We start from the raw sequence: 21,409 nt of genomic DNA on the forward strand, positions 1-21,409 counted from the left end.
TGAACGTGAGTTCACCGCACTAGGGGTGATGGGACAGGGGAGTAGGACCGGCGCTGCGGGTCCTGGCCCAACGACCTTGTCATGGCAGAGCCCGGCGGTGGGTGCCTCAGGGGGTTCGTGAGGGGGACGGTATCGGGGAGGGGAGGCCGGGGAATCCGTCGGCGGGGAAGCCGCCCGCGGTGCCCGGAAGCTCGACCTGGTCGCCTGCCGCCAGGCCGGAGGTGACCTCGACGTACTGGTCGCCCCGCACGCCGAGCTCGACCGCGCGCTCGACGGTTCGCCCGCCGTCGCGGACCAGGACCGTCGCGACGCCGTCCGCCCGCGTGCGCACGGCCTGCGCGGGCACGTACACCGCGTCCCGCGCCTGGTCCAGCGTCACCTGGACGGTGGCCGACTGCCCGAGCAGCAGTCCCTTGGGCCGGCGGACGAAGGCGATGTCCACCCCGTACTGGACGAGCCGGTTCGTCGCGGTCGCGGTCACGTCGATGTGGGCGACCTTGCCGCGGTAGGCGACGCCGGGCCGGGTGGCCAGGGACACGGTCGCGGGCTGGCCGACCTTCAGACGCACCACGTCGGTCTGGGAGAACATGGCTTGCACCTGCAGCTCGTCGAGATCGCCGAGCGTGATGAACGGCGACCCGGCCGTGGCCGCCGCGCCGGCCGCGCCGGAGACCGTCAAGATCGTGCCCTTGGCGGGCGCCTTGATCGTCACTCCGGCCAGCGCCTCCTCGGTCCGCCGCAGGGTCGTCTCGGCCTTGGCGATGTTCGCCTCCGCCTCGGCCACCGTGGTCACCGCCTGACCGCCCTGCCGGTTCTCACCACCCTGGACACCCCGGCCACTCTGACCGGCCAGGCCGGCGCGCCCGGTCCGACCGGCCTGGCCGGACCGTCCGCTCCGTCCGCTCCGTCCGCTCTGGCCGTTGCCGTCGCGGCCGTTCTGCCCGTCATGACCTTGCGGGTTCCCGTCGGGACGGCCGTCCTGGCCGGTCGGCGTACCGCAAGTGGGGGTGGGACGCGGGGCCGGCGTGCCGCTGTCCTGCGGGCCGGGCGCCGAACCGGTCGGCGACGGGTCGACGGGGACGACGGTGGGGACGGGCCTCGGGGTGTGCGAGCTCGTGTGGTCGGGCGTGGCCGTGGCCGTGGGCCGGGGCGTAGGAACACCGGACGGCGAGGCGACGGGGGTGGGAGTCGCGGAGGGCCTGGGAGGCGCGGACGGCGTGGGGCCGTGCGCTGCGCCCGGTCCGGAGGTGTGGGCTTCGCCCGGTCCGGGGGTGGGGGATTTGGCCGGCTCGGAGGTGTGGGGCCGGGCCGGTCCAGGGGTGGGGGTCCCGGTCGGTCTGGGGATGTGGGTTCCGGCCGGCTTCGGACCGTGCCGTCCTGCGGCCTTGTGGCCACCGGTGCCTCTGTCCCTCACATCGTCCGAGGCGGACGGCCGTGCGGCGGAGGCCGTCGGCCGTGGTGTGGAGAGGGACCGTCGAGGGGTGGCCGGCTTGGACGATCGTGGCGATCTCGTGCCGGACGGTCGCGGAGTCGGAGTCGGAGTCAAGGTCGGGGTGGGCGTCGGGCTTGGTGTGGGGGTGGGGCTGGGCGTGGGAGTGGGGGTGGGCTCAGGGTGGGGGGCGGCATCGTGTTCACGGGACGGCTCCCCGGCGTCGGCGTGATCGCCGCCGGTCACAGGGCTTTCGCCGCCGGCCGCACCGGCCCCCGGACCGCCTGCGGGCCCATGGCCGCCCGAGTAGGAGAGCGGGACGACGTCGGTCGCCGCGGCCAGGCGCACCGCGTTCGGCGTGATGGTGAACCCCACGCTGGGAACGGCGCTCGGCGAAGGGGTGGCAGGGGCCGCTGATCCCGAAGGCCGCGGATTCGCACTGGTCTGCGGACACGCCGGCGTTCCCGTAGGCGAGACCGACGGCCTCCCGGAGGGCCGTCCGGTCGGTGTCGTGGAGGGCCGTCCGGTCGGTGTCGTGGAAGGGCGCCCGGTAGGTCCTCCGGAGGGCTGCCCGGTAGGAGTGCCGGAGGGTTGTGCGGAAGGGGCGCCCGAAGGTCGTCCGGTGGGAGTGCCCGAAGGACGTCCGGTCGGTCTCCCCGAGGGCTGCTGGGAAGGCCGTCCTGAGGGGAGACCGGAGGGCCGTCCTGAGGGGGTGCCGGAGGGGCGTCCGGAAGGGGCGCTGGAGGGCCGGCTGGTGGGGGTGCGGCCGGTGGGGGGTGGGGTGGCGGGGCCGGCTCGGTCGCGGGCGCCGGTGGGAGTGTTCTGGGCCTCCTCCAGTTTGTCGCGGGTCTCCTCCGCGGCGGCGAGGGCCGCCTTGGCGGCCGTGTGGTCCTCCTGGGCGATCGTGTCGTCGATGCGCGCGAGCACCTGCCCCTCGCGCACCTTCTGCCCGACCGAGACGTACACCTTCTCCACCGTGCCGTCCGCGCCGAAGGCCAGGTCGCGGATGTGGGCGTCCACGGTGCTGCCCGCCGCGGAGGCGCCGCTGACGATCGTGCCCCGCCTGGCCGACGCCAGCTCCACGCGGGCGGCCGTGGGGGCGTCGCCGCCTCCCAGGTAGACCAGCCCGGCGGCCGCCAGGACGACCCCGGCGAGCGCGAGTCCCCCGACGCGCGCGACGGTTGGCGGATTGCTCGATCTCATGCGGCCAATCCTGGTCACCGGACGTGACTCCAAGCTCAGCCCGGCCTGAGAGTTTCCTGTGTATCGCCCTCGCATGCGACCCTCCTGAGCTGCGGTTTCGATGCGCAGGGACAGGCAAGACGTGGCCCGGCGGTGTTCAGGCGCCCGCGAGACGCCCGGCCTTTCAGCAAACCTTCAGGGACGGCGGAGGTTGGCCCAAGCGGCGTGGTCCAGGCTCAGTGGTCGTGAAGCTGTCGACGAAGCGCAGAGCGCTGATCGTGAACGGCGCCCTCGGGGTGCTGTTGCTGGGAGGCGCGGGCGTCGCGTACGCCTCCCTGAACGGGGGCTCCTCCGCGGAGGCGGCGCCCTCCACCACGCCGGTCACCCGGGGCACCGTCCTGTCCTCGGTCTCGGCCTCCGGCGCGGTGGAGAGCGCGAACACCCGGTCGCTGAGCTTCGGCACGAGCGGCACGGTCGAGAAGATCTACGTCGAGAGCGGCGACAAGGTCACCAAGGGCCAGATCCTCGCCCGGGTCGACGACACGGCGGCCGAGGAGGACCTGGACGCCGCGGCGGCCTCCCTCAGCGCGGCCGAGGACGGCGACACCACCACCGCGTCGGGCTACTCGCAGTACGTCCAGGCGAGGAACGCCTACCGGGACGCCAAGCGGACGCTGGACGGCACGGTGCTCAAGGCGCCGTTCGGCGGCACCATCACCGCCGTCAACGGCGCCGTCGGCGGCTCGTCCGCAGGGTCGGGCGGCTCCTCCACGGGTTCCTCGGGCGGTACGGGCTCCTCGGCCGGGTCGGGCGCGCGGGCGAGCGGATCGTCCGGCGGCTCCTCGGCGGGCTCGGGCTCCTCCGGCTCCTCCGGGTCATCGGGGTCCTCCGGCGGCTTCATCGACATCGCCGACACCAGGAGGCTCCAGGTCGTCGGCGACTTCACCGAGTCGGATGTGACCAAGCTGAAGTCCGGTCAGACCGCGACCGTCACCTTCGACGCCCTGCCCGGCGTCACGGCCTCCGGCAAGGTGACGGTGATCGACCCGGTGGCGCAGACCAGCAACAACGTGGTCCAGTACGCCGCCACGATCTCCCTCACCGACGTGCCGAAGACCGTGCGCCTGGGTCAGACGACGAGCGTCCAGGTGATCGTCGCCAAGGCGGACGACGTGCTGACCGTCCCCACCTCGGCGGTCAGGACGGCGGGCGGCCAGGACACCGTCACCGTCCTGTCGAACGGCAGGCAGGTCGCCAAGACCGTCGAGGTCGGGGTGAAGGGGGACACGCTGACCGAGATCAGGTCCGGCCTGTCGGAGGGCGACGCGGTGGTGCGGAGCACGACGGCCGGCACGGGCGGCCTGCAGGGCGGCTTCCCCGGCGGTGGCTTCCCCGGCGGCGGCGCCGTCCGCATCGGCCGCGGCGGAGCCGGCCAGTGACCCCCTGGGAGAGCGCCGGCGGCGGCCGGGACGGCGCCGCGCCGCGCGCCGGTGGTCCGGACGGCGGCGTGCCGCGCCACGGGTCCGGCGTGCCGGTGCGGCACGCCGGCGGCCGCACCCCGCCCGTCCTCGACGTGCGGCGGGTCACGAAGGTCTACGGCGAGGGGGACACCGGTGTCCAGGCGCTGCGCGGCGTCACGCTCGCGGTCGAGCGGGGCGACTTCGTCGCCATCATGGGCGCCTCCGGCTCCGGCAAGTCGACGCTGATGAACATCCTCGGCTGCCTGGACGTGCCCAGCGCCGGCGCGTACCTCATCGACGGCACCGACGTTGGGGCTCTCGACGACCGGCAGCTGGCGATCCTGCGCAACCGGAAGATCGGCTTCGTCTTCCAGTCGTTCAACCTCATCCCCCGCATGACCGCGCTGGCCAACGTGGAGCTGCCTCTCGCGTACGGAGGGGTCGGCGCGGGCGCGCGCCGGCGGCGGGCCCTCGCGGCGCTGGACCAGGTGGGGCTGTCCGACCGCGTCCAGCACGAGCCGAACGAGCTGTCCGGCGGCCAGCAGCAGCGGGTCGCGGTCGCCCGCGCCCTGGTGACCGCGCCGTCGCTGCTGCTGGCCGACGAGCCGACCGGCAACCTGGACACCAAATCCACGGCCGACGTGCTGGCCATCCTCGACCGGCTGAGCGACGCCGGCCGCACGATCGTCCTGATCACGCACGAGGACGACGTGGCCACGCACGCCAAGCGGGTCGTCCGCCTGGTGGACGGCCAGGTCGTCGAGGACCGGCGGCAGGCTCCCGTCGACGGACCGCCGCCCCGGCTGTCCTCCCAGGTGGTGAGGGACCGATGAACGCCCTGGAAGTCCTGCGCTTCGCCGTGCGCGGCCTCACGGCCAACAAGATGCGCAGCGCGCTGACCACGCTCGGCATCCTGATCGGCGTCGCGGCGGTCATCATGCTGGTCGCCGTCGGCGAGGGCTCCTCGCAGGCGATCCAGCAGAACATCCAGCGTCTGGGCTCCAACACCCTCACCGTCATGCAGTCGTTCACCGGCGGCGGAGCGCGTGGCGGGGGTGGCGGCGGCGGGGGCGGGGGAGGGTTCTTCGGCCTCGGCGGCGGGGGCGGCAGGAACCAGCAGCAGGCCGCCACCGGCCCGCGCACCCAGGCAAAGGAGCTGACCCTGGACGATGCCAGGGCGCTGGCCGACCCGGCGAACACCCCGTCGGTCAAGAGCGTGTCCCCCGTCGTCACGGCCTCGGCGCAGACGGCGACCTACCAGGGGGCGAGCCACGCGATCGCGCAGCTCGTCGGCACCTATCCCAGCTACTTCGAGGCCTCGAACAAGCCGGTGGACAAGGGGTCGTACTTCTTCAACGAGGACGTGCTGGCCGCCCGCAAGATCATCGTCATCGGGCGGACGGTGGCCGACGACCTGTTCGGCTCCGTGGACCCCGTCGGCAGGCAGATCACGATCAGCGGGGTGCCGTTCACGGTCGTGGGCGTGCTCAAGACCGCCGGGTCGGCCGGCTTCCAGGACGCCGACGACGTCGCGGTCGCGCCGCTTCCGGCCGTGCAGCAGAGCCTCACCGGGTTCGGGCCGCTCGGCCAGATCATCGTCCAGGCCAAGAGCGCGACGGCGGTCGACGCGGCCCAGTCGGAGATCACCCAGACCCTCGACCAGCGGCACGGCATCACCGGCACCGCAACCGCCGACTACCGGATCCTCAACCAGGCGACGCTGCAGGAGACGGTCAGCGCCGCGACCGGCACCTTCACCGTGCTGCTGGGGGCCGTCGCCGCGATCAGCCTGCTGGTGGGCGGCATCGGCATCACCAACATCATGCTCGTGACCGTGACCGAGCGGACCCGCGAGATCGGCATCCGCAAGGCCATCGGCGCGCCGCGCGGCGCGATCCTCGGCCAGTTCCTCGCCGAGGCCACGATGCTCAGCCTGATCGGCGGGCTGCTCGGCGTGGCCATCGCGCTGATCGGCACCAGGTTCACCATCGCCGGCGTGCGGCCGGTCGTGGTGCCGACGTCGATCGTGCTGGCCCTCGGCGTCTCGGTCGCGATCGGCCTGTTCTTCGGCAGCTATCCGGCGAACCGGGCGGCGAAGCTGCGTCCCATCGAAGCGCTGCGGCACGAGTGACGTAGGGCCGTCGCACAAGGAGTGATCATGAGTACGAGCAGGCGCAAGCCGTACACGACGGAGGAACCGGTGACGGCGCACGAGCTGCTTTCGACCTCGCCCTTCGAGGACGACCTGGACGACGAACTCGCGGCCCGCCCCGAGCGGCGCCGGATGTCCACGCTGACCATGGCCCTCGCCGCGGCCGTGCTGCTGGTGGCGGGCATGGTCGTGGGCATCCAGCTCCAGAAGCTCTGGGGCGCGGCGAGCTCCCGGCAGGCCGCGATCCAGGGCCTGCTGGCCGGCGCGGGCGGCGGCGCGGGCGCCGGGCAGCGGGCCGGCGGGGGCGGCAGGTTCGGCTTCCCCGGCGCAGGCCAGGGCCAGGGCAGGAACGGAGGGCAGGGACAGGCAGGCGCCGGGGGCGCGGGCGGCGCGTTCGGCAACCTCACGGTCGGCACGGTCAAGCTCGTCGACGGCGGCAAGATCTACCTGGAGACCACCGGAGGCGGCATCGTCACGGTCAGGACCTCTGACGGCACCAAGGTGCAGGTCAGCAAGGAAGGCAAGGTCAAGGACCTCAAGCCGGGCAGCACCATCGTCGTGCAGGGCGAGCGCGGCAGCGACGGCTCGGTCACCGCCACCTCGGTGAACCAGGGCGGCGCCGGCGGCTTCGCCGGCCCCCGCGGACGCGGCTGATGGACGCCCCAGCACGCCCCGGCCCCCCGGCGAGCCCTGCCTTCAGCGCACGGGGTGCCTCCCTGGCACGGAACGCCTCCCCGACGTGGAGCGTGTCCCCGGCATGGAGCGCGTCCCCGGTACAAGAAGCCTTCCCGGTGCAGGGAGGTCCGCATGTCCGGTGAGGCCAAGCTGCTCATCGTCGACGACGAGCCGAACATCCGCGAGCTGCTGTCGGCGACGCTGCGCTACGCGGGGTTCGACGTCGTGACCGCCGCGGACGGGCGCGAGGCCGTGCAGCTCGTCGACCGCGTCCGGCCCGACCTGGTGGTCCTCGACGTGATGCTGCCGGACATGGACGGCTTCGCCGTGGCGAACCGGCTGCGTGCCGGCGGCAGGCGCACCCCGGTTCTCTTCCTCACCGCGCGGGACGAGACCGAGCACAAGCTGACCGGGCTCGGGCTCGGCGACGACTACGTGACCAAGCCGTTCAGCCTGGAGGAGGTGCTGGCCAGGATCCGGGCCGTGCTGCGCCGCACGCGGGGCGACCTTGACCTGCCCACGCGGCTCCAGGTGGCCGATCTCGAGCTGGACGAGGAGGGCCACCAGGTGTGGCGCGGGGGCGCCCGGGTGAAGCTGTCGCCGACCGAGTACAAGCTGCTGCACTACTTCATGGTCAACGCCGGGCGGGTGCTGTCCAAGGCGCAGATCCTCGACCACGTCTGGAACTACGACTTCGGCGGGGACCGGAACGTGGTGGAGTCCTACGTCTCCTACCTGCGGCGCAAGGTCGACACCGTCGAGCCGCGGCTGATCCACACGCTCCGGGGAGTGGGCTACGTCCTGCGCGCCCCACGCCGGTGACCGTCCTGCCGCACCTCGGATGAGCGCACGATGAGCCCGGCCCGCAGGATGAGCCCGATCCGTGCGACGAGCGCGCTCCGCAGGATGATCCCGGTCTGGGCGATCAGCCCGGTCCGCAGGATGATCCCGGTCCGTGCGATCAGCCCGGTTCGTGCGATGAGACGGTGGGCGGCCCGGTCGCCGTTGTGGCTGCGCCTGGTCGCGGGGACGCTGGCGCTGGTCACCCTCGCCATCGCGCTGACGGGTGGCGCCGCCGTCCAGCTTCTGCGCGGCTACCTCGTCGACCGGGTCGACCAGCAACTGCGGGTGGCCGCGGAGCTGCGGCGCGACCCGGCGGTGCAGCAGCAGGTACGCGACGTGACCCGCCCGCTCAAGCAGTTCGGCCTGTTCTACATGGCCGTGCTCCGGCCGGACGGCGGCGTCGAGCGCACCCTGCAGGAGCCGCCCGGCTCCTCACCGCCGGTGCTGTCTCCGGCCCAGGCCGGCGGGGCGGCCTCCGCGCGGCCCCGCCCGTTCACCGTGGAGTCCGGTGAGGGGACGCGCTGGCGGGCGATCGTGGTCGCCGACGACCGGCGGATCCGCGTGATCGCCGTCCGCATGGACGACATCGACGCCACCGTCACCCGGCTCGCCGTCATCGTCGCCAGCGTCGGCGGCGGCGCGCTGCTGGCCCTGGGCCTGGCCTGCAACTGGCTGGTCCGGCGCAGCCTGCGTCCCCTGGGGGAGATCGAGCGGACCGCCGGCGCCATCGCCGGCGGCGACCTGTCCCGCCGCCTGCCCCCGCGGCACCGCCGGACGGAGATGGGACGGCTCGGCAGGGCCATCAACGGCATGCTCGCCCAGATCGAGGCCGCCTTCGACGACCGCGAGGCCTCCGAGATCGCCGCGCGCAAGTCGGCCTTCGAGGCCCGCCGGTCGGAGGACCGCATGCGCAGGTTCGTCGCCGACGCCTCCCACGAGCTGCGCACCCCGCTGACCTCCATACGGGGCTTCGCCGAGCTCTACCGGCACGAGGCCCCGAGCCTTGAGGAGGCGGCCAGGCTGCTGCGCCGCATCGAGGACGAGGCCACCCGCATGGGCCTCCTCGTGGACGACCTGCTGCTGCTCGCCCGCCTCGACCAGCAGCGCCCGCTCGACCGGCAGCCGGTCGACGTGCTCAGCGTGGCCGCCGGGGCCGTCCTGGACGCCCAGACGCTCGCGCCGGACCGCGAGATCGACCTGGTGCGCCTGGACGGCTCCGACGGGACGGTCACCGTGACCGGCGACGAGGCGCGGCTGCGCCAGGTGGTCGCCAACCTGGTCGGCAACGTCCTGCGGCACACCCCCGCCGGCACCGCGTTCCGCGTCGGCGTGGGCAACCTGGACGGGCACGTCGTCATCGAGGTGGCCGACGAGGGGCCGGGGCTGCCGGTCCAGGACGCCGAGCGGGTGTTCGAGCGCTTCTACCGCGCCGACCCTTCGCGCACGCGCAATGGGGCGGGCGGGACGGGGCTCGGCCTTTCCATCGCGGCCGCCCTGGTCCAGGCCCACGGAGGCGTGATCACCCTCGACAGCGACCCCGGCCGCGGCGCCACCTTCCGCGTCGCCCTGCCCACCGACGCGACCCCGTTCTGACCGTGTCGCGCCGTTCACCGCGAGCCCGTTCTGACCGCGTCGCGCTGCTCATCGACGCCGGCCCGTCCTGACCGCGCCGGGGCCGTCCAGTGACGGCGACCCGGTCCTGACCGCGCAGGCGCCCGGTGGTTGACAGCGGAAATTCAGCTTTGTCGTACCTGGCGCTGAGTTTGGTGGCCTTCCATGGATACCGCCAGAGTCCCTCGGTCCCCCGATGGAGTTCACTTCGTGAATGCGTTGCCTCATGTCCTCGGCGTCGCCGCGGTGGCCACCGTCCTGCTGGCGTCCGGCTGTGGTTCCGACTCCGCCACGACCGGCGCCCAGCCTGCACCGGGCCGGACCGGTGGCGCTCCCGCCGCATTCGTCGAGTGCATGCGCAAGAACGGCGTGAACATGCCCACAGGCCGCCCTGGCGGCGCACCCACGGCTCAGCCGGGCGGTTCCCCGTCAGCTCGGCCGAGCGGCGGACCGAGGGGCTTCGGCACCATGTCACCGCAGATCCGCAAGGCGTTCGAGGCGTGCCGCTCGCTGATGCCGCAGGGCCGCGCGGGTCAGGGCGGCCGACGCGGCGGCTTCGACCCCTCGGCGCTCGCGGCCTTCCGGTCCTGCATGAAGGACAACGGCGCCGACCTGCCGGCCGGCGGCGGAGTGCGCCGTTTCGACACCAAGGACCCGGCCATCGCCAAGGCCCTGGAGAAGTGCCGCCCCCTCCTGCCCACCCCGGCCGCCACCCCGACGGCAGGTTGAAGCCGTTCGTCCACGATTGTCCGGCGGTCCGTCCGCTTCGGAGTCTGATCTCCGCCGTAGGCGTGGTCCCAGCCGCCGAATCCGCGCCGATGGCCGCCTTCAGCGTCCCGTGCAGAGAGCCCCGCGAGAGACACGGGAAGCCCACCGCGCGCCGAGCCCCGGCCGTGGACGGCCGCGGCCCGGCGTACTCGGGACGTGGTCAGCCGGGGAACGCCCCGGTGAAGCCGGGGAAGCTCCCGGTGAGCAGGGCCCAGCCCTCCGGCCAGTCGCCGAGGCCGGAGTCGGCGTTGATATGACCCTTGCGTCCGATGGGCACCAGCTCCGCGCCGATGGCGGCGGCGACCTCGGCGGTGTGCCCCGGGGAGCCGTACGGGTCGTCGTCGCTGGCGACCACGACCGTCCTGAACGGCAGCCGCCGGTGCTTCGGCGCGTCGAAGCCCACCGCCTGCGCGGGGAAGTCCGGCCCGTGCACGTCGGGCACGGCGACCAGGAAGGCGCCGGCCATGTCGTCGTTCTTGTGCTGCGCGGCCCACTCCGTCACCAGCGTGCAGCCGAGGCTGTGCGCGACGAGGATCACGGGACCCTCGACCGCGCGCAGGGCCTGGTCGAACTCGCGCACCCACACGTCGCGGACCGGGGCGTCCCAGGAGGAGTGCTCCACCCAGAGGCCGCCCGGCACCCGGGCGTGCCAGATGGCCTGCCAGTGGCCCGGGCCGGAGTTGCCGATTCCGGCCAGGTACACCAGGGCGGGACCGTGCGTGGCGTCCATGCTCAGACCTCGTACTCGACGCCGACGCCGTCGAAGCGCAGGCGGTCCTGGATGGCGACGCGTTCGTCGTTCTTGTCGTAGCCGGACAGCAGGCCGGCCTCCATCAGCCGGATGACGATCTGCGAGCTCACCTCCCGCACCCCGGAGTCGCTGAGCTGCTTGATCAGGGTCTTGTAGCTCACCGTCTCCTTGACGACGCCCTGGAAGATCTCGCGCTGCTCCTCTTCCACCGGGAACTTGATCATGTCGGTGCCGTCCTCGTTGGCCAGCACCTGCTTGCGCTCCAGCCGGAAGCTCGTCGGCTCGACCTTGTAGTACGGCTTGAGCCGCACCTCGTCGCCGGCCCACCGCAGCCGCGTGATGCGGTTCAACTGCTTGGTGAGACCGCTGATCCAGCGCATCCGGGCGAAGCCGAGCTCGTTCTCGGTGAACTCGTCGCTCAGCTCCTTCCGCTGGTGCCGGCCGATGGCGATCATCGTGGACGCCCGGTCCCGGAAGTCGGCCACCGACGTCGTCGGGTTCTCAAGGTCGTCCTGGACCAGCCGGTCGAACCAGCGCAGGCGGGACAGCCGGGCGTCGTCGGACTCGCTGATCCGGCGCTTGCGCCAGAACTCCGACTCCGGCTCGGTGAAGGAGGCGAAGGTGTAGAACGAGGCGAGGAACTCGTGGTACTGCTCGTAGGTCTCGCGGTAGCTGCGGTTGTACCAGGCGTGGACCTCCTCGCGCTCGTCCTCGAACCGCGTGATCCGGTCGATCGCGGACGCCGCGCTGACCGCCGACTGCGTGGCCAGGTGGACGCCCTGGGAGAACAGCGGGTCGGTGAAGCACGCCGCGTCGCCGCACAGGAAGTAGGCGCCGCCGGAGAACCATTCGGAGTCGTAGGACCAGTCGTGGACGATGCGCACCTCGTCGACCATCTCGGCGTCCCCGAGGATGGCGGTGGCCCGGACGGCCTGGGCCAGGGTCTCGCGGTAGAAGCGGTCGGGGCCCAGCTCCTTGACCTCGCTCGCCTTGGAGCGGTCTACCACCAGGCCGACGCTGTAGAGGTCGCCCTTGAGGGGGATCATCCACACCCAGCCGTCCTGGAAGGTGATGGAGAAGGTGGTGCCCTTGAGGTCGCCCTCGAACGGCTCCTTGCACCTGAAGTAGGACCACACCGCGAAGTTCTTGTAGAACTCGTCGTAGCGGCGGACCTTGAGCTGCCGCGCCAGCGGGCTGCCCGCGCCGCCGGCGTCGATGACGAAGTCGCTCTCGACCACGCGGGTGTCCTCGCCCTGCCGTACCGTCAGCGAGACGCGGCCGGGGTCGGAGATGTCCACGTCGCTCACGGCGGCGCCCTCGAAGACGGAGATGCCGCGCTCGCGGACCTCGTCGAGCAGGAGGGCGTCGAACTCCTCGCGCTTGACCTGGATGGCATGGTCGAAGACCCACGGGGCCGTCTTGGGGGTGGCGAAGGAGAAGGTCCAGGGCGCCTGGTCCTGGCCCCACAGGAAGGTCGCCGAGGGCTTCTTCACGAAGCCGGCCGCGTCGATCTTCTCCTGCAGGCCCAGCCGGTTGAGGATCGACAGCGTTCCTGGCAGGAACGACTCGCCGATCCGATATCGGGGGAAGTGGCCCTTCTCGTAGACCTCGACCTCGTGGCCGAGCTTGTTCAGGGTCAGGGCGGCCACGCAGCCGGCGGGACCCGCGCCGATCACGGTGACCTTCGCTCGCTTCATCATTTTCTTCCTCAGGACGTCTTGATCGACTTGATGCGGTTGGGAACCAGGTGGGAGTGGCCGCTCGGCGCGTCCTCGAACAGGGTGATGCCGGCCTGAAACCTGCTGCCGCTGCCCGCGTCCACCCCTGGGGCGACGGTGCAGCTCAGGCCGAAGAAGTTGTCGTCACCGATCTCGACGCCGCTCCCGCAGTGGAAGTTGGGCGCGAGGAAGTTGTTCGAGCCGATGCGCGAGTGGTGCCCGATGGAGCAGTGGTAGTGGACGATGTTGAACCCGCCGAGAACGGCGCCCGCGCCGATGTAACAGTCAGGCCCGATGATGTTGCCGGGGCCGAGGAGCTGCGCGGGGTCGACCCGGGCCGCCGGGTGCACGACGTTGACCACGTCGAGGTCGTGGTCGTCGACCAGGCCGTCGATCAGCCGCCGCCGTTCGGCCGGGTCGGTGAGGGCGAGCACGACGCGGACGCCGGGGCGGGGCTCGAAGTCCGCGAACGGGACGCAGCGGTCCACGGGCGCGTGCACGGGCTCTCCGGGAACGGCCAGGTAGCGTGCCACGCGGTGGTCGTCGTGCCCGGCGGCGACCAGGTCGTCGAGGTAGCGAGCGACCTCGACCGCGAACGTCCCCGCCCCGATCACGACGAGAGCGGCGTCGGTCATGGCGTCGACCTCTTCTTCTTGAACCGCTCGGACACGGTGACCGAGTCGATCAGGTTGACCTTGGTGGGCATCTTGAAGGCGTCGACCTTGCCGGTCAGGAAGTCGGCGACGTGCCTGCGCAACTCCGCGCGGGTCATCTCGCCGCGCGGCCTGACGTCCGCGCACACCGACTGCCCGGTGATGGCGTTGGGCCTGCCGTAGACCACGCAGTCGTCGATGAGCGGGCTGCCGAGCAGGATCGACTCCAGCTCCAGCGGCAGCACCTTCTCGCCGCCGACGTTGATGACCTCCGTGGCGCGGCCCTTGACGGTCATGTAACCGTCGGCGTTCTGCTCGACCAGGTCGCCGGTGCGGAACCAGCCGTCCTCGGTGAGCGCGTCGCTGGGGTAGTTGAGGTAGCCGAGGAACTGGGTGCGGCTCTTGAGCTGCAGCTCGCCGTCGACGACGCGGTGCTGGACGTTCGCGTCGTCGATCCGGAAGTAGGTGCTCCGCGAGGACTCGCTGGTGGTCGTCGAGATCCCGGTCTCGCTGGTGCCGAACGTCTGCAGCAGCCTGACCCCGGGGAAGGCGGCGTTGACCCGCGCGAGCAGTTCCTGCGGCATCGGCTCGGTGCCGTAGGTGATCAGGCGCAGGCTGCTGAGGTCGTACTCGCGGTGGTAGCCGCCGATCAGGATCAGGTTCAGGAACGTCGGGCTGGTGGGCAGCAGCCTGATCTTGTGCTTCTCGATGAGCGCGCAGATCTCCTCCGGCGTGCGGCGCCGGGGCACGATGGCGGCCCCGCCCATGCGCAGGGCGCCGAGCAGCGAGTTGAGGCCGCCGATGTGGTCGAAGAGCAGGAACATCAGGATGTTGGCGGGGCGGCCCGCCGTCCGCGCCCGGGTGCCGAGCTTCTCGGCGATGATCGCGTCCAGGTCGTGCAGGATCGCCTTGGGTTCGCCGGTGCTGCCGCTGCTCAGCAGGACCAGGCCGGAGGCTCCGGCGGCGATCAGAGAGTCGTAGGCGCCGGTGGCGGGCGCCCCGGCGATCGCCTCGATCTCCACCTCCGCGCCCACCCGCATCAGGTGCCGCGGCGAGCATGACCTGGTGACGGTGGCGAGCACCGGGTCGGTGAGGCTCACCACGGGCACCAGGACGTTCCGGTTGAGGTAGAGCGCCAGAAGCGCCGCGATCGAGCGGAAGGAGAAGTCGCCGTTGAGCACCACGACGTCGTGGGGCGGCACCCGGTGCTCCGCCAGGAACGTTCCCAGTCGTCGGGTCTCGTCGGCCAGGTCGCGGTAGCCGTACGCCGCGTCCGCGTCGACGACCGCGGTGCGGTCGCCGAGTTCGTCGAACCGGGCGAGAATCGCGTCCCGCATTTCAGTGAACACCCCCAAGGAAGAGCGTCTCGCCCGTGACGAACGAGGACTCCGGAGAGATCAGGAACTCGACCGGCCCGGTGATGTCGGCCATCGTGCACATGCGTTTCAGCGTCTGCCGCCCGATCAGGGCGTCGATCTTCTCTCGGGGCACGGTGCGGGTGAGGACGGTGTGCACGGGCGGCAGGCCGATGCCGTTCACCCGGATGCCGAGGTCGGCGACCTCTTTGCTCATCACCCGCGTGAGCTGCTCGACTGCGCTCTTGCTGGCCGAGTAGGCCAGTTGCCCGGCCAGCGCCCAGGGGACGGCGACGGTGGAGACGTTGAGGACGGCCGGGGAGCCGCTGCTCTTCTGGAGCAGTTTGACGCTCTCGCGGCAGCAGTTCAGCACCGCGAAGAAGTTGACGTCGAAGATCCGCCGGGCGACGTCCTCGGGCGTCATCATGAAGTGGTTCATGGTGGCGACCCCGGCGTTGTTGACGACGGCGTCGAGGTGCCCGTGCTCGGTCCGGACGGCCCGGCACATCGCCTTGATCCCTCTGCTGTCGGTGAGGTCCACTTCGTGGTGGCGGTAGCCGGGATGCTCGATGGTGGAGGGCCTGCGGCTGCACCCCACCACGTGGTGGCCGCGGGCGAGGAAGTGCTCGGCCAGGGCCTTGCCGATACCGGTCCGGGTGCCGGTGATCATTATGATCATGATGCGGTGCGGCCCGCCCCGTCCGTCCGGTCCGTCGTGGTCACCGGCTCAGCCGCCCAGCCGCACCGGCTCGGCGTCCGCGCCCGGCGCGTCGCCGGCGTCGCCCCCGGCGAGCCGCATCTCCTCCTCGATGAAGTCGATCAGCCGCCGGACGCTGCTGAACGGGCTCATCCGGCGGGAGACGGCCTTCTCCGAGGTCAGCGAGATCTCCACGTCGTACTCGTCCTCCAGTTCCTCCTCCACCCGGGCGAGGAAGTTGACCAGGTGCATGGAGTCGAACACCCCCGCGTCGCCGTAGAGCACCACGCCGGACAGGTTCTCGGTCGGGATCTTCTCGCCCCTGCGCTCGTTGAGCTCCTCGACGACGCCGGTGATCAACTCGAGCAGTCGGTCGTGCATGACGGTGCCTTTCGTTCGGGCTGGGCGAGCGGACTTCCTGCCCGCCCCGTGGCGGGGCCGCGGTCACGCCACGGCGGGCTCATCGGGTTCCGGTTCCTGTTCGAGCGCGTCGTGGCGCTCCGCGTGCCTGAGCCGCGCGCCCACCACGGTGGCGGCGGCCGCGGTGAGCAGGAACAGCGCGGCCAGGGCGACCATCCCCGAGGTCCCGAGGCCCAGCACGACGGCCAGGAGCACCGGGCCGACGATGCCCACGGCCGCCCCGCCGAGGCTGAACACCGAGAGGTACTCCGTGCGCAGGTCCGGGGGCGCGTGCCGGTAGGACAGCTCCCAGCCGCCGACCGCCTGGAGCATCTCGCCGCAGGTCAGCAAGATGGTGGCGACGACCAGCAAGGTGATCGTCAGCCAGGCGTGGGAGTACGACGAGGCGACCAGGACCAGGCTGGAGGCCGCCAGGGTGACGCCGGCGCCGCGCAGCGCCCGGGTGCCGCCGCGCGAGTCGCCGACCCGCTTGGCGAAGTGGACCTGGAGGGTGATCGCCAGCACCGTGTTCACCGTGATCAGGCCGCTGAGCAGGCCGGGCGGGGCGTCGGTCGACTGCACCAGCCAGAGCGGCAGGCCGATGCCGAACAGCACGGTGTGCAGGAACAGCACGCCGTTCACGGTGGTCAGCGCGAGGTAGCGGCGGTCGCGCAGGACGGGCAGCAGGCCGCTGTGCCAGCGGGCGGGCCGGTCCGCGGGGGCCGCCACCCGGACGTGGAGCAGGCCGAAGAGCCCGGCGGAGGCGATGCAGCACAGGGCGCCGATCAGCAGGATCGACCGGAGCATCCAGACGCCGCCGAGGCTGAGGAACGGCGCGGCGGCCAGGGCGCCCAGGCACATGCCCACGTTCGAGACCGAGCCGATGACCCCGAGCGACTTGGTCTGGTCGCGCTCGCCGGCGACGGCGCCCACCACGAGCTGGACCATGGGGAGCACCGGCCCCTGCGAGATCATGAACAGGGAGGCGAAGAGGGTGAAGGTCCAGACGTTGTCGGCGAAGGCCAGGGCGGCCAGCCAGGCCGCCCGCCACACCTGCACCATGCGCAGCAGTTGCAGCGGCCCGAAGCGCCTGGCCAGCATGCTCACCGGCACCGTGGTGAGGAACCCGGCCAGGCCGGCGACGGTGAGGCCGGTGCCGACCTGCGCGGTGCTCAGCCCCACGCCCTTGACCAGGAAGACGGTGCCGCCGGCCAGGTAGAGGCCGCTGCCGGTGGCGTAGACCACGACGGCGGCCACGATGAGGCGGCCGTCCCTGCTCGGCAGGATGTAGCTGCCGAGCAGGCGCCGCAGCGCGTTCGAGAAACCGCTCACGAGGCGCCCCCGATCGGCTCCATCTCCGCCCGCACCAGCTCCGACGCCCGGTCCAGCGCCCGCCCGCAGTCGCCGGGGGTGTCCCCGGTGACGATCACGGCGGCCAGGCGCGGCACCACGCCGCGCGGCGGCAGCAGCAGTCGCGCGCCCGGCTCCGCGAGCCGGACCACCTCCACCACGCCCGGCACGGCCGCGGCGTCGGACACCTCCAGGGAGCCGACCACGCCGTCCTGGGGCGGGTAGAGGAAGCGCACCTCCGCGCAGATGTCGCGGGACTGTCCCGCCTCGGGCCGCAGGGCGAGGGCGAGGTCGATCGCCGCGGCGGTCAGGTCGACGCCGGTCGCCAGCTTGCCGAGGTAGGGGATGAAGTCGCCGCCGAGGCGCCCGTTGAGCTCGACCAGACGCGGCCCGGCCGCGGTGAGCCGCACCTCCGCGTGCGTGAGGCCGGTCTGCACGCCCAGCGCCCGGTGCGCCTCGGCCAGCAGGTCGATGAGGTCGTCCGCCCACGGCTCGGCCCGCCAGGGCGAGACCAGGTGGCCGACCTCCTCGAAGAAGGGGTCGAAGCCGAGCCGCTTGCGGGCCACGTTCACCGGCCGCGCGTCCCCGTCGTGGACGACGGAGTCGACGCTGATCTCCGGCCCGGACAGGAACTCCTCCAGCAGCAGGCCGTCCAGGGGGTCAAGGCCCGGGTAGGCCGCCTCGGTCGCGTGGTGGTACACCTCGGTCAGCTCGCCGGCGTCGTGCGCGATCACCACGCCGACGCTGCCCGCGAGCGATCGCGGCTTGACCACCACCGGGTACCCGATGGCGTCCGCCTCCCTCAGCGCCTCCTCCCGGCTTCGTACGTGGGCGAAGCGGACGCCGGGAAGCCCGGCCTCGCGCAGCAGCCGGCGGGTGGCGAGCTTGTCACGGCAGTTGCGCGCCGCGGAGGGGGACATGTGCGGCAGGCCGAGCCGCGCCGCGGCGGCGGCGGTCACCTCCAGCAGCACCTCGTCCCAGGTGAACACGCCGGCCGGGCCCGGGGCGCCGGCGACGCACTGGCCCACCGCCCGGGTCAGCGCGTCCGCGCCGGAGTCGGCCACGGTGCGGTGACCGGCGAGGTAACCCGACTGCCAGGTGGGTTCGGCGGCGGCGACCAGCGTCACCTCGCAGCGGGCGGCGGCGTCGGCGAACGCGTACTCCCGGTAGGCCCGGCCGCCGCTGCCGACGAGCACGACACGCTCGGGCGCGTCCGGGTCGACCGGGGTGCAGCGGAAGTCGAAGTCGGTGATCGTCCGGCGGATCGCCGCCTCGACCTCGGCGGTGGTGGCGCCCCGGTAGCGGAACCGGGCGCCGGAGTGCTCGTATCCGGCGTGGCCGGCCAGCGTCCGGCCGACCACGGGCACGCGCTCGGCGTAGGGACCCGCGTGCTCGCCGTCCGCCGTCCGGCCGGCCCGCTCCCCGCCGGACGGTCGCGGCCCCGCGGCGACGACCCGGCACGGCCGGGCGACCGGAGTGGGCACCAGCAACCAGCCGCCGCACTCCGTCCCGCTCAGGGAGCGGCAGGCGCCGGGCAGGGGCTCGCCCATCTGGAGGGCGAAGGCGGCCGCCATCAGGTCGACGCCATGCACCTCTTTCCAGACGAACGGCACCTCCGCGCCGCCGGGGCGCGCGCCGACCTCCAGCACCTGAAGCTCGGGCGCCTCGGGCGCCCCCGACAGGAACAGCTCCAGGTGGAACACCCACGGGTCTCGGGACAGGGCGCGCACCACGCGGCCGGTGAACGCGCCCACCGCCTCGATCAGCGGCGGATCGTCCAGTTCCACCGAGCCGAGGGCCAGCCCCTCGGTGAACTCCAGGCAGGTGTTGACGTAACGCGACGCCCGCCAGGCGCCGAGGCCCGTTCCGGTGGACACGCCGTCCACGTGCAGGATGTCGTGGGGCAGGTATGGCTGCACCAGCATCGGCATGTCGCGCGGGAAGGCGTACGCGTCCAGTTCCGCGGGGGAGGCGAGGCGGGTCACTCCGGCGCTCGCGGTGCCGCGCACCGGCTTGACCAGCAGCGGCCAGCCGTGGAGGGCGGCGAAGGCGGCGACCGCCGCCCGGTCCGGCGCGGGCGCGGTGGCCGGCACGGGGACGCCGGCCTCGGCCAGGCGCCGCGCCATGACCAGTTTGTCGCGGAAGGGGGCGAGTTCGCCCGGGGTCTCTCCGGGGACGCCGAGTTCCCCGCGCAGTTCGGCCACGATGTCCAGGTCGACCTCGTGCAGCGCGATGATCCGTGCCGGCCGGCCGAACTCCTCGACCAGGGATGCGACGGCGGCCCGCACCTCCTTGCCGTCCTCCGTGCTGCGGACGATGCGCACCGCCGCGGCCCCCTCCGGCAGTGAACCGGCGGCACGGCCGGTCGTCACATAACTGACGTGGAGGGCGTCGTGGTCGGCGTAGGAGGCGTAGTCCGCGTAACGGTCGCTCCATCGATGGATGACGATGATCTGGTCGGGCACCGACCCTCCCTGTGGTTGACGGACGACGATCGGTCTGCGGACGTGCGGGACGGCCTTGCGCGGCGGGAGGGGCGCCGCCTACTCGGGATCGGCGGCGGCGACCAGGATGTCCCGCAGGAGCAGCAGCAGTCCGGTGACCTCGTCGAAACCGGTGCCGGCCGAGTTCTCGCGCAGGGTGCAGGTGAGCGCCTCCCCGTCCTGCACCTGGAGGTAGAGGGGAGCTCCGATGTTGCGGCCGGCGGTGCCGGTGCGGATCTCCTCGTCGACGGAGGTGTGCTCCTGCTGGTACCGGCCGAGGTAGTTGAAGAAGTAGCGGAAGAAGCCGCTGACCGACCCCTCGAAGGTGCCGTTCACCGAGCCGGTGTAGCCGTGGGCGCGTCCGGCCTCCAGCACGTCGTCCACGTTGTACACGCTGTGCCGGTAGGAGCGCAGGGAGTCCCAGTGGACCCGGCGCACCAGCTCGTCGAAGTCCTCCCCGGCCTTCGGTTCGACCAGCAGGGGGACGATCTGGTTCTGGGCGGCGACGAGCGTCTCCCAGCGGGGGTCGCTGCGGTTGTGGGCGTAGACCGCCACCAGCAGCCGGTCGCGGCCGGTGCGGCGGTGGACGGCCAGGCAGAAGGCGGCGAGCACCACCGAGGGCAGCGAGACCGTCAGCCGGTCGGCGATGCGGCCGGCGGCGTCGGCCGCCTCCTTGGAGCCGAGCCGCGCCCAGCGGGTGGACAGCGCCGCCCTGCCCTCGGGCCCGTCGGTCCCGGGCTCCCGCTCCATCGCCGGGGCCGCCTCGAAGACGCCCGTCCAGAACTTGCGTGCCGCTCTGCGGCGGCGCTCCCGTTCCGGCGACCACTGGTCGGCGGCGAGCTCCCGGCCGCTGGGCGCCGGCTCGGGGATGCTCAGCCCGTCCAGCAGCGCGAGGAACTCCTGGTGGAGCTGGTTGATGGCCCACGCGTCCACGGCGATGTGGTGGAAGCAGATGACCAGACGGACGGGAACCTTCTCCACGGTCACCGCGCGGGCGCGCCAGGAACGGTCCACCGCGAGGTCGAAAGGATCGGCCCCGGCCCGTTCGGCCGCCTCCTCCGCCACGCGGACGGGGTCGTCGTCTCCGTCGATGGTGTCCAGGTGGATCGGCGCGGGCGGCCAGACGGCCTGGACCAGGTCGCCCTCGCCTGCGGGTTCGTAGCGGGTGCGCAGCGACTCATGGCGTCGCTCCAGCGCCTCCAGCGCCTGCTCGACCGAAGCCAGGCTCGCGCCGTCCGGAAGCGTCCAGATCTGCGGCAGATTACAGGCCTCCGGGGGAAGCCTTTGGATCGATCGCCATAAGGAAAGCTGGCCGAATGTCAACGGCGCGCGAATGACCGACAGATGCTCCACGACCTGAAACCTCACCGAAACAAATGGGTTTTGAGGAGCACACAGGCAGCGGCCCGGCCGCCCGAATGCCTCGCGGAGGGCGTCGTCTTCGTCGCCCAGGAAGAAAGCGAAAAGAATTGTCGCCGGGGGCGAACGGGCTCACCGTCTTGCTTCCGCGAAGACGCTAACGCAGCGCCCCCGCTGCGGAACAGAATGTTCTCAGCAGCTGAGACGGACAGATTACCTGCTTTGATCTCAGATTATGACAATCGATGCTTTTGGTGGGCGCTCGCCGCTACCAATGGGTATGAGCCGACGCTATGGATGCCGCTCGACCCGGTATTCCGGCTGCCCGGTATCGGGGCCTTGGCTCGCGCCCAAACCGGGAATCTCTTCTCACAATAGTGCGTCATCACGTGAAACACCGGCCGAATGTGAGACCGTTACCGACGGCCGGCCGGCCGGACGTCCGGCGGCGGGCCGATCACCGCGCCGTGCCCACTCGTTGGCGGCCGGTGGGGATACCTTGTCCCCGCTGGGGCATGACCGGT

18 protein-coding genes are annotated in these 21,409 nt (G+C 72.3%); 8 read left to right on the forward strand and 10 right to left on the reverse strand.

Features of this window, described 5'->3' with window-relative positions:
* Positions 1-106: 106 nt before the first annotated feature.
* A complete protein-coding gene (locus ABZT47_RS22980) occupies positions 107-2,404 on the reverse strand; it encodes an efflux RND transporter periplasmic adaptor subunit (RefSeq protein ID WP_354845909.1) in 2,298 nt (765 codons plus the stop codon).
* Between ABZT47_RS22980 and ABZT47_RS22985 the strand changes: the two genes are divergently transcribed.
* From ABZT47_RS22985 to ABZT47_RS23020, 8 genes are all read left to right on the forward strand, one after another.
* Complete coding sequence (locus tag ABZT47_RS22985) at positions 2,343-2,549, forward strand: hypothetical protein (RefSeq protein WP_354845923.1); 207 nt, start codon at positions 2,343-2,345, stop codon at positions 2,547-2,549. The two genes, ABZT47_RS22980 and ABZT47_RS22985, sit on opposite strands and share 62 nt — an antisense overlap.
* A gap of 307 nt (positions 2,550-2,856) precedes the next feature.
* Positions 2,857-4,050, forward strand: coding sequence for an efflux RND transporter periplasmic adaptor subunit (locus ABZT47_RS22990; RefSeq protein ID WP_354845497.1), 1,194 nt, complete (start codon positions 2,857-2,859; stop codon positions 4,048-4,050).
* Between the two features lie 95 nt (positions 4,051-4,145).
* On the forward strand, positions 4,146-4,904 hold the full coding sequence (locus ABZT47_RS22995; protein ID WP_354845912.1) for an ABC transporter ATP-binding protein: 759 nt from the start codon (positions 4,146-4,148) through the stop codon (positions 4,902-4,904).
* Entirely contained in the window at positions 4,901-6,202 is a 1,302-nt protein-coding gene (locus tag ABZT47_RS23000) for an ABC transporter permease (protein ID WP_354845499.1), read from the forward strand. Before ABZT47_RS22995 ends, ABZT47_RS23000 begins: the two co-directional genes overlap by 4 nt.
* 27 nt (positions 6,203-6,229) lie before the next feature.
* On the forward strand, positions 6,230-6,877 hold the full coding sequence (locus tag ABZT47_RS23005) for a hypothetical protein (protein WP_354845502.1): 648 nt from the start codon (positions 6,230-6,232) through the stop codon (positions 6,875-6,877).
* A 153-nt stretch (positions 6,878-7,030) separates the two neighbouring features.
* Positions 7,031-7,720 carry a response regulator transcription factor gene (locus ABZT47_RS23010; RefSeq protein WP_354845504.1) on the forward strand — a complete coding sequence of 230 codons (690 nt, stop codon included), beginning with the start codon at positions 7,031-7,033 and terminating at the stop codon, positions 7,718-7,720.
* Positions 7,721-7,768: 48 nt separating this feature from the next.
* Complete coding sequence (locus ABZT47_RS23015) at positions 7,769-9,334, forward strand: HAMP domain-containing sensor histidine kinase (RefSeq protein WP_354845507.1); 1,566 nt, start codon at positions 7,769-7,771, stop codon at positions 9,332-9,334.
* Positions 9,335-9,562: 228 nt separating this feature from the next.
* Positions 9,563-10,081, forward strand: coding sequence for a hypothetical protein (locus ABZT47_RS23020; RefSeq protein ID WP_354845510.1), 519 nt, complete (start codon positions 9,563-9,565; stop codon positions 10,079-10,081).
* A 199-nt stretch (positions 10,082-10,280) separates the two neighbouring features.
* Here the strand turns inward: ABZT47_RS23020 and ABZT47_RS23025 are convergent, their stop codons facing one another.
* The 9 genes from ABZT47_RS23025 to ABZT47_RS23065 form a co-directional block, all read right to left on the reverse strand.
* Positions 10,281-10,850: an alpha/beta hydrolase gene (locus ABZT47_RS23025; protein WP_354845513.1), complete on the reverse strand. Its 570-nt coding sequence runs from the start codon at positions 10,848-10,850 to the stop codon at positions 10,281-10,283.
* 2 nt (positions 10,851-10,852) lie between these two features.
* A complete protein-coding gene (cmlS, locus tag ABZT47_RS23030; RefSeq protein ID WP_354845516.1) occupies positions 10,853-12,568 on the reverse strand; it encodes a chloramphenicol-biosynthetic FADH2-dependent halogenase CmlS in 1,716 nt (571 codons plus the stop codon).
* Positions 12,569-12,579: 11 nt separating this feature from the next.
* Complete coding sequence (locus tag ABZT47_RS23035; RefSeq protein ID WP_354845519.1) at positions 12,580-13,224, reverse strand: hypothetical protein; 645 nt, start codon at positions 13,222-13,224, stop codon at positions 12,580-12,582.
* Positions 13,221-14,579: an AMP-binding protein gene (locus ABZT47_RS23040; protein ID WP_354845522.1), complete on the reverse strand. Its 1,359-nt coding sequence runs from the start codon at positions 14,577-14,579 to the stop codon at positions 13,221-13,223. Before ABZT47_RS23040 ends, ABZT47_RS23035 begins: the two co-directional genes overlap by 4 nt.
* A gap of 1 nt (position 14,580) precedes the next feature.
* A complete protein-coding gene (locus ABZT47_RS23045) occupies positions 14,581-15,267 on the reverse strand; it encodes an SDR family oxidoreductase (protein WP_354845524.1) in 687 nt (228 codons plus the stop codon).
* A 57-nt stretch (positions 15,268-15,324) separates the two neighbouring features.
* Positions 15,325-15,675, reverse strand: a complete 351-nt coding sequence (locus ABZT47_RS23050; protein WP_354845528.1) for a hypothetical protein — start codon at positions 15,673-15,675, stop codon at positions 15,325-15,327.
* A 63-nt stretch (positions 15,676-15,738) separates the two neighbouring features.
* A complete protein-coding gene (locus ABZT47_RS23055; protein ID WP_354845530.1) occupies positions 15,739-17,025 on the reverse strand; it encodes an MFS transporter in 1,287 nt (428 codons plus the stop codon).
* Complete coding sequence (locus ABZT47_RS23060; protein ID WP_354845532.1) at positions 17,022-19,508, reverse strand: ATP-grasp domain-containing protein; 2,487 nt, start codon at positions 19,506-19,508, stop codon at positions 17,022-17,024. Before ABZT47_RS23060 ends, ABZT47_RS23055 begins: the two co-directional genes overlap by 4 nt.
* Positions 19,509-19,586: 78 nt before the next feature.
* On the reverse strand, positions 19,587-20,879 hold the full coding sequence (locus ABZT47_RS23065) for a condensation domain-containing protein (protein WP_354845535.1): 1,293 nt from the start codon (positions 20,877-20,879) through the stop codon (positions 19,587-19,589).
* Positions 20,880-21,409 lie beyond the last annotated feature (530 nt).

The sequence above is a fragment of the Sphaerisporangium sp. NPDC005289 genome, assembly GCF_040607455.1.
Taxonomy (GTDB): domain Bacteria; phylum Actinomycetota; class Actinomycetes; order Streptosporangiales; family Streptosporangiaceae; genus Sphaerisporangium; species Sphaerisporangium rhizosphaerae.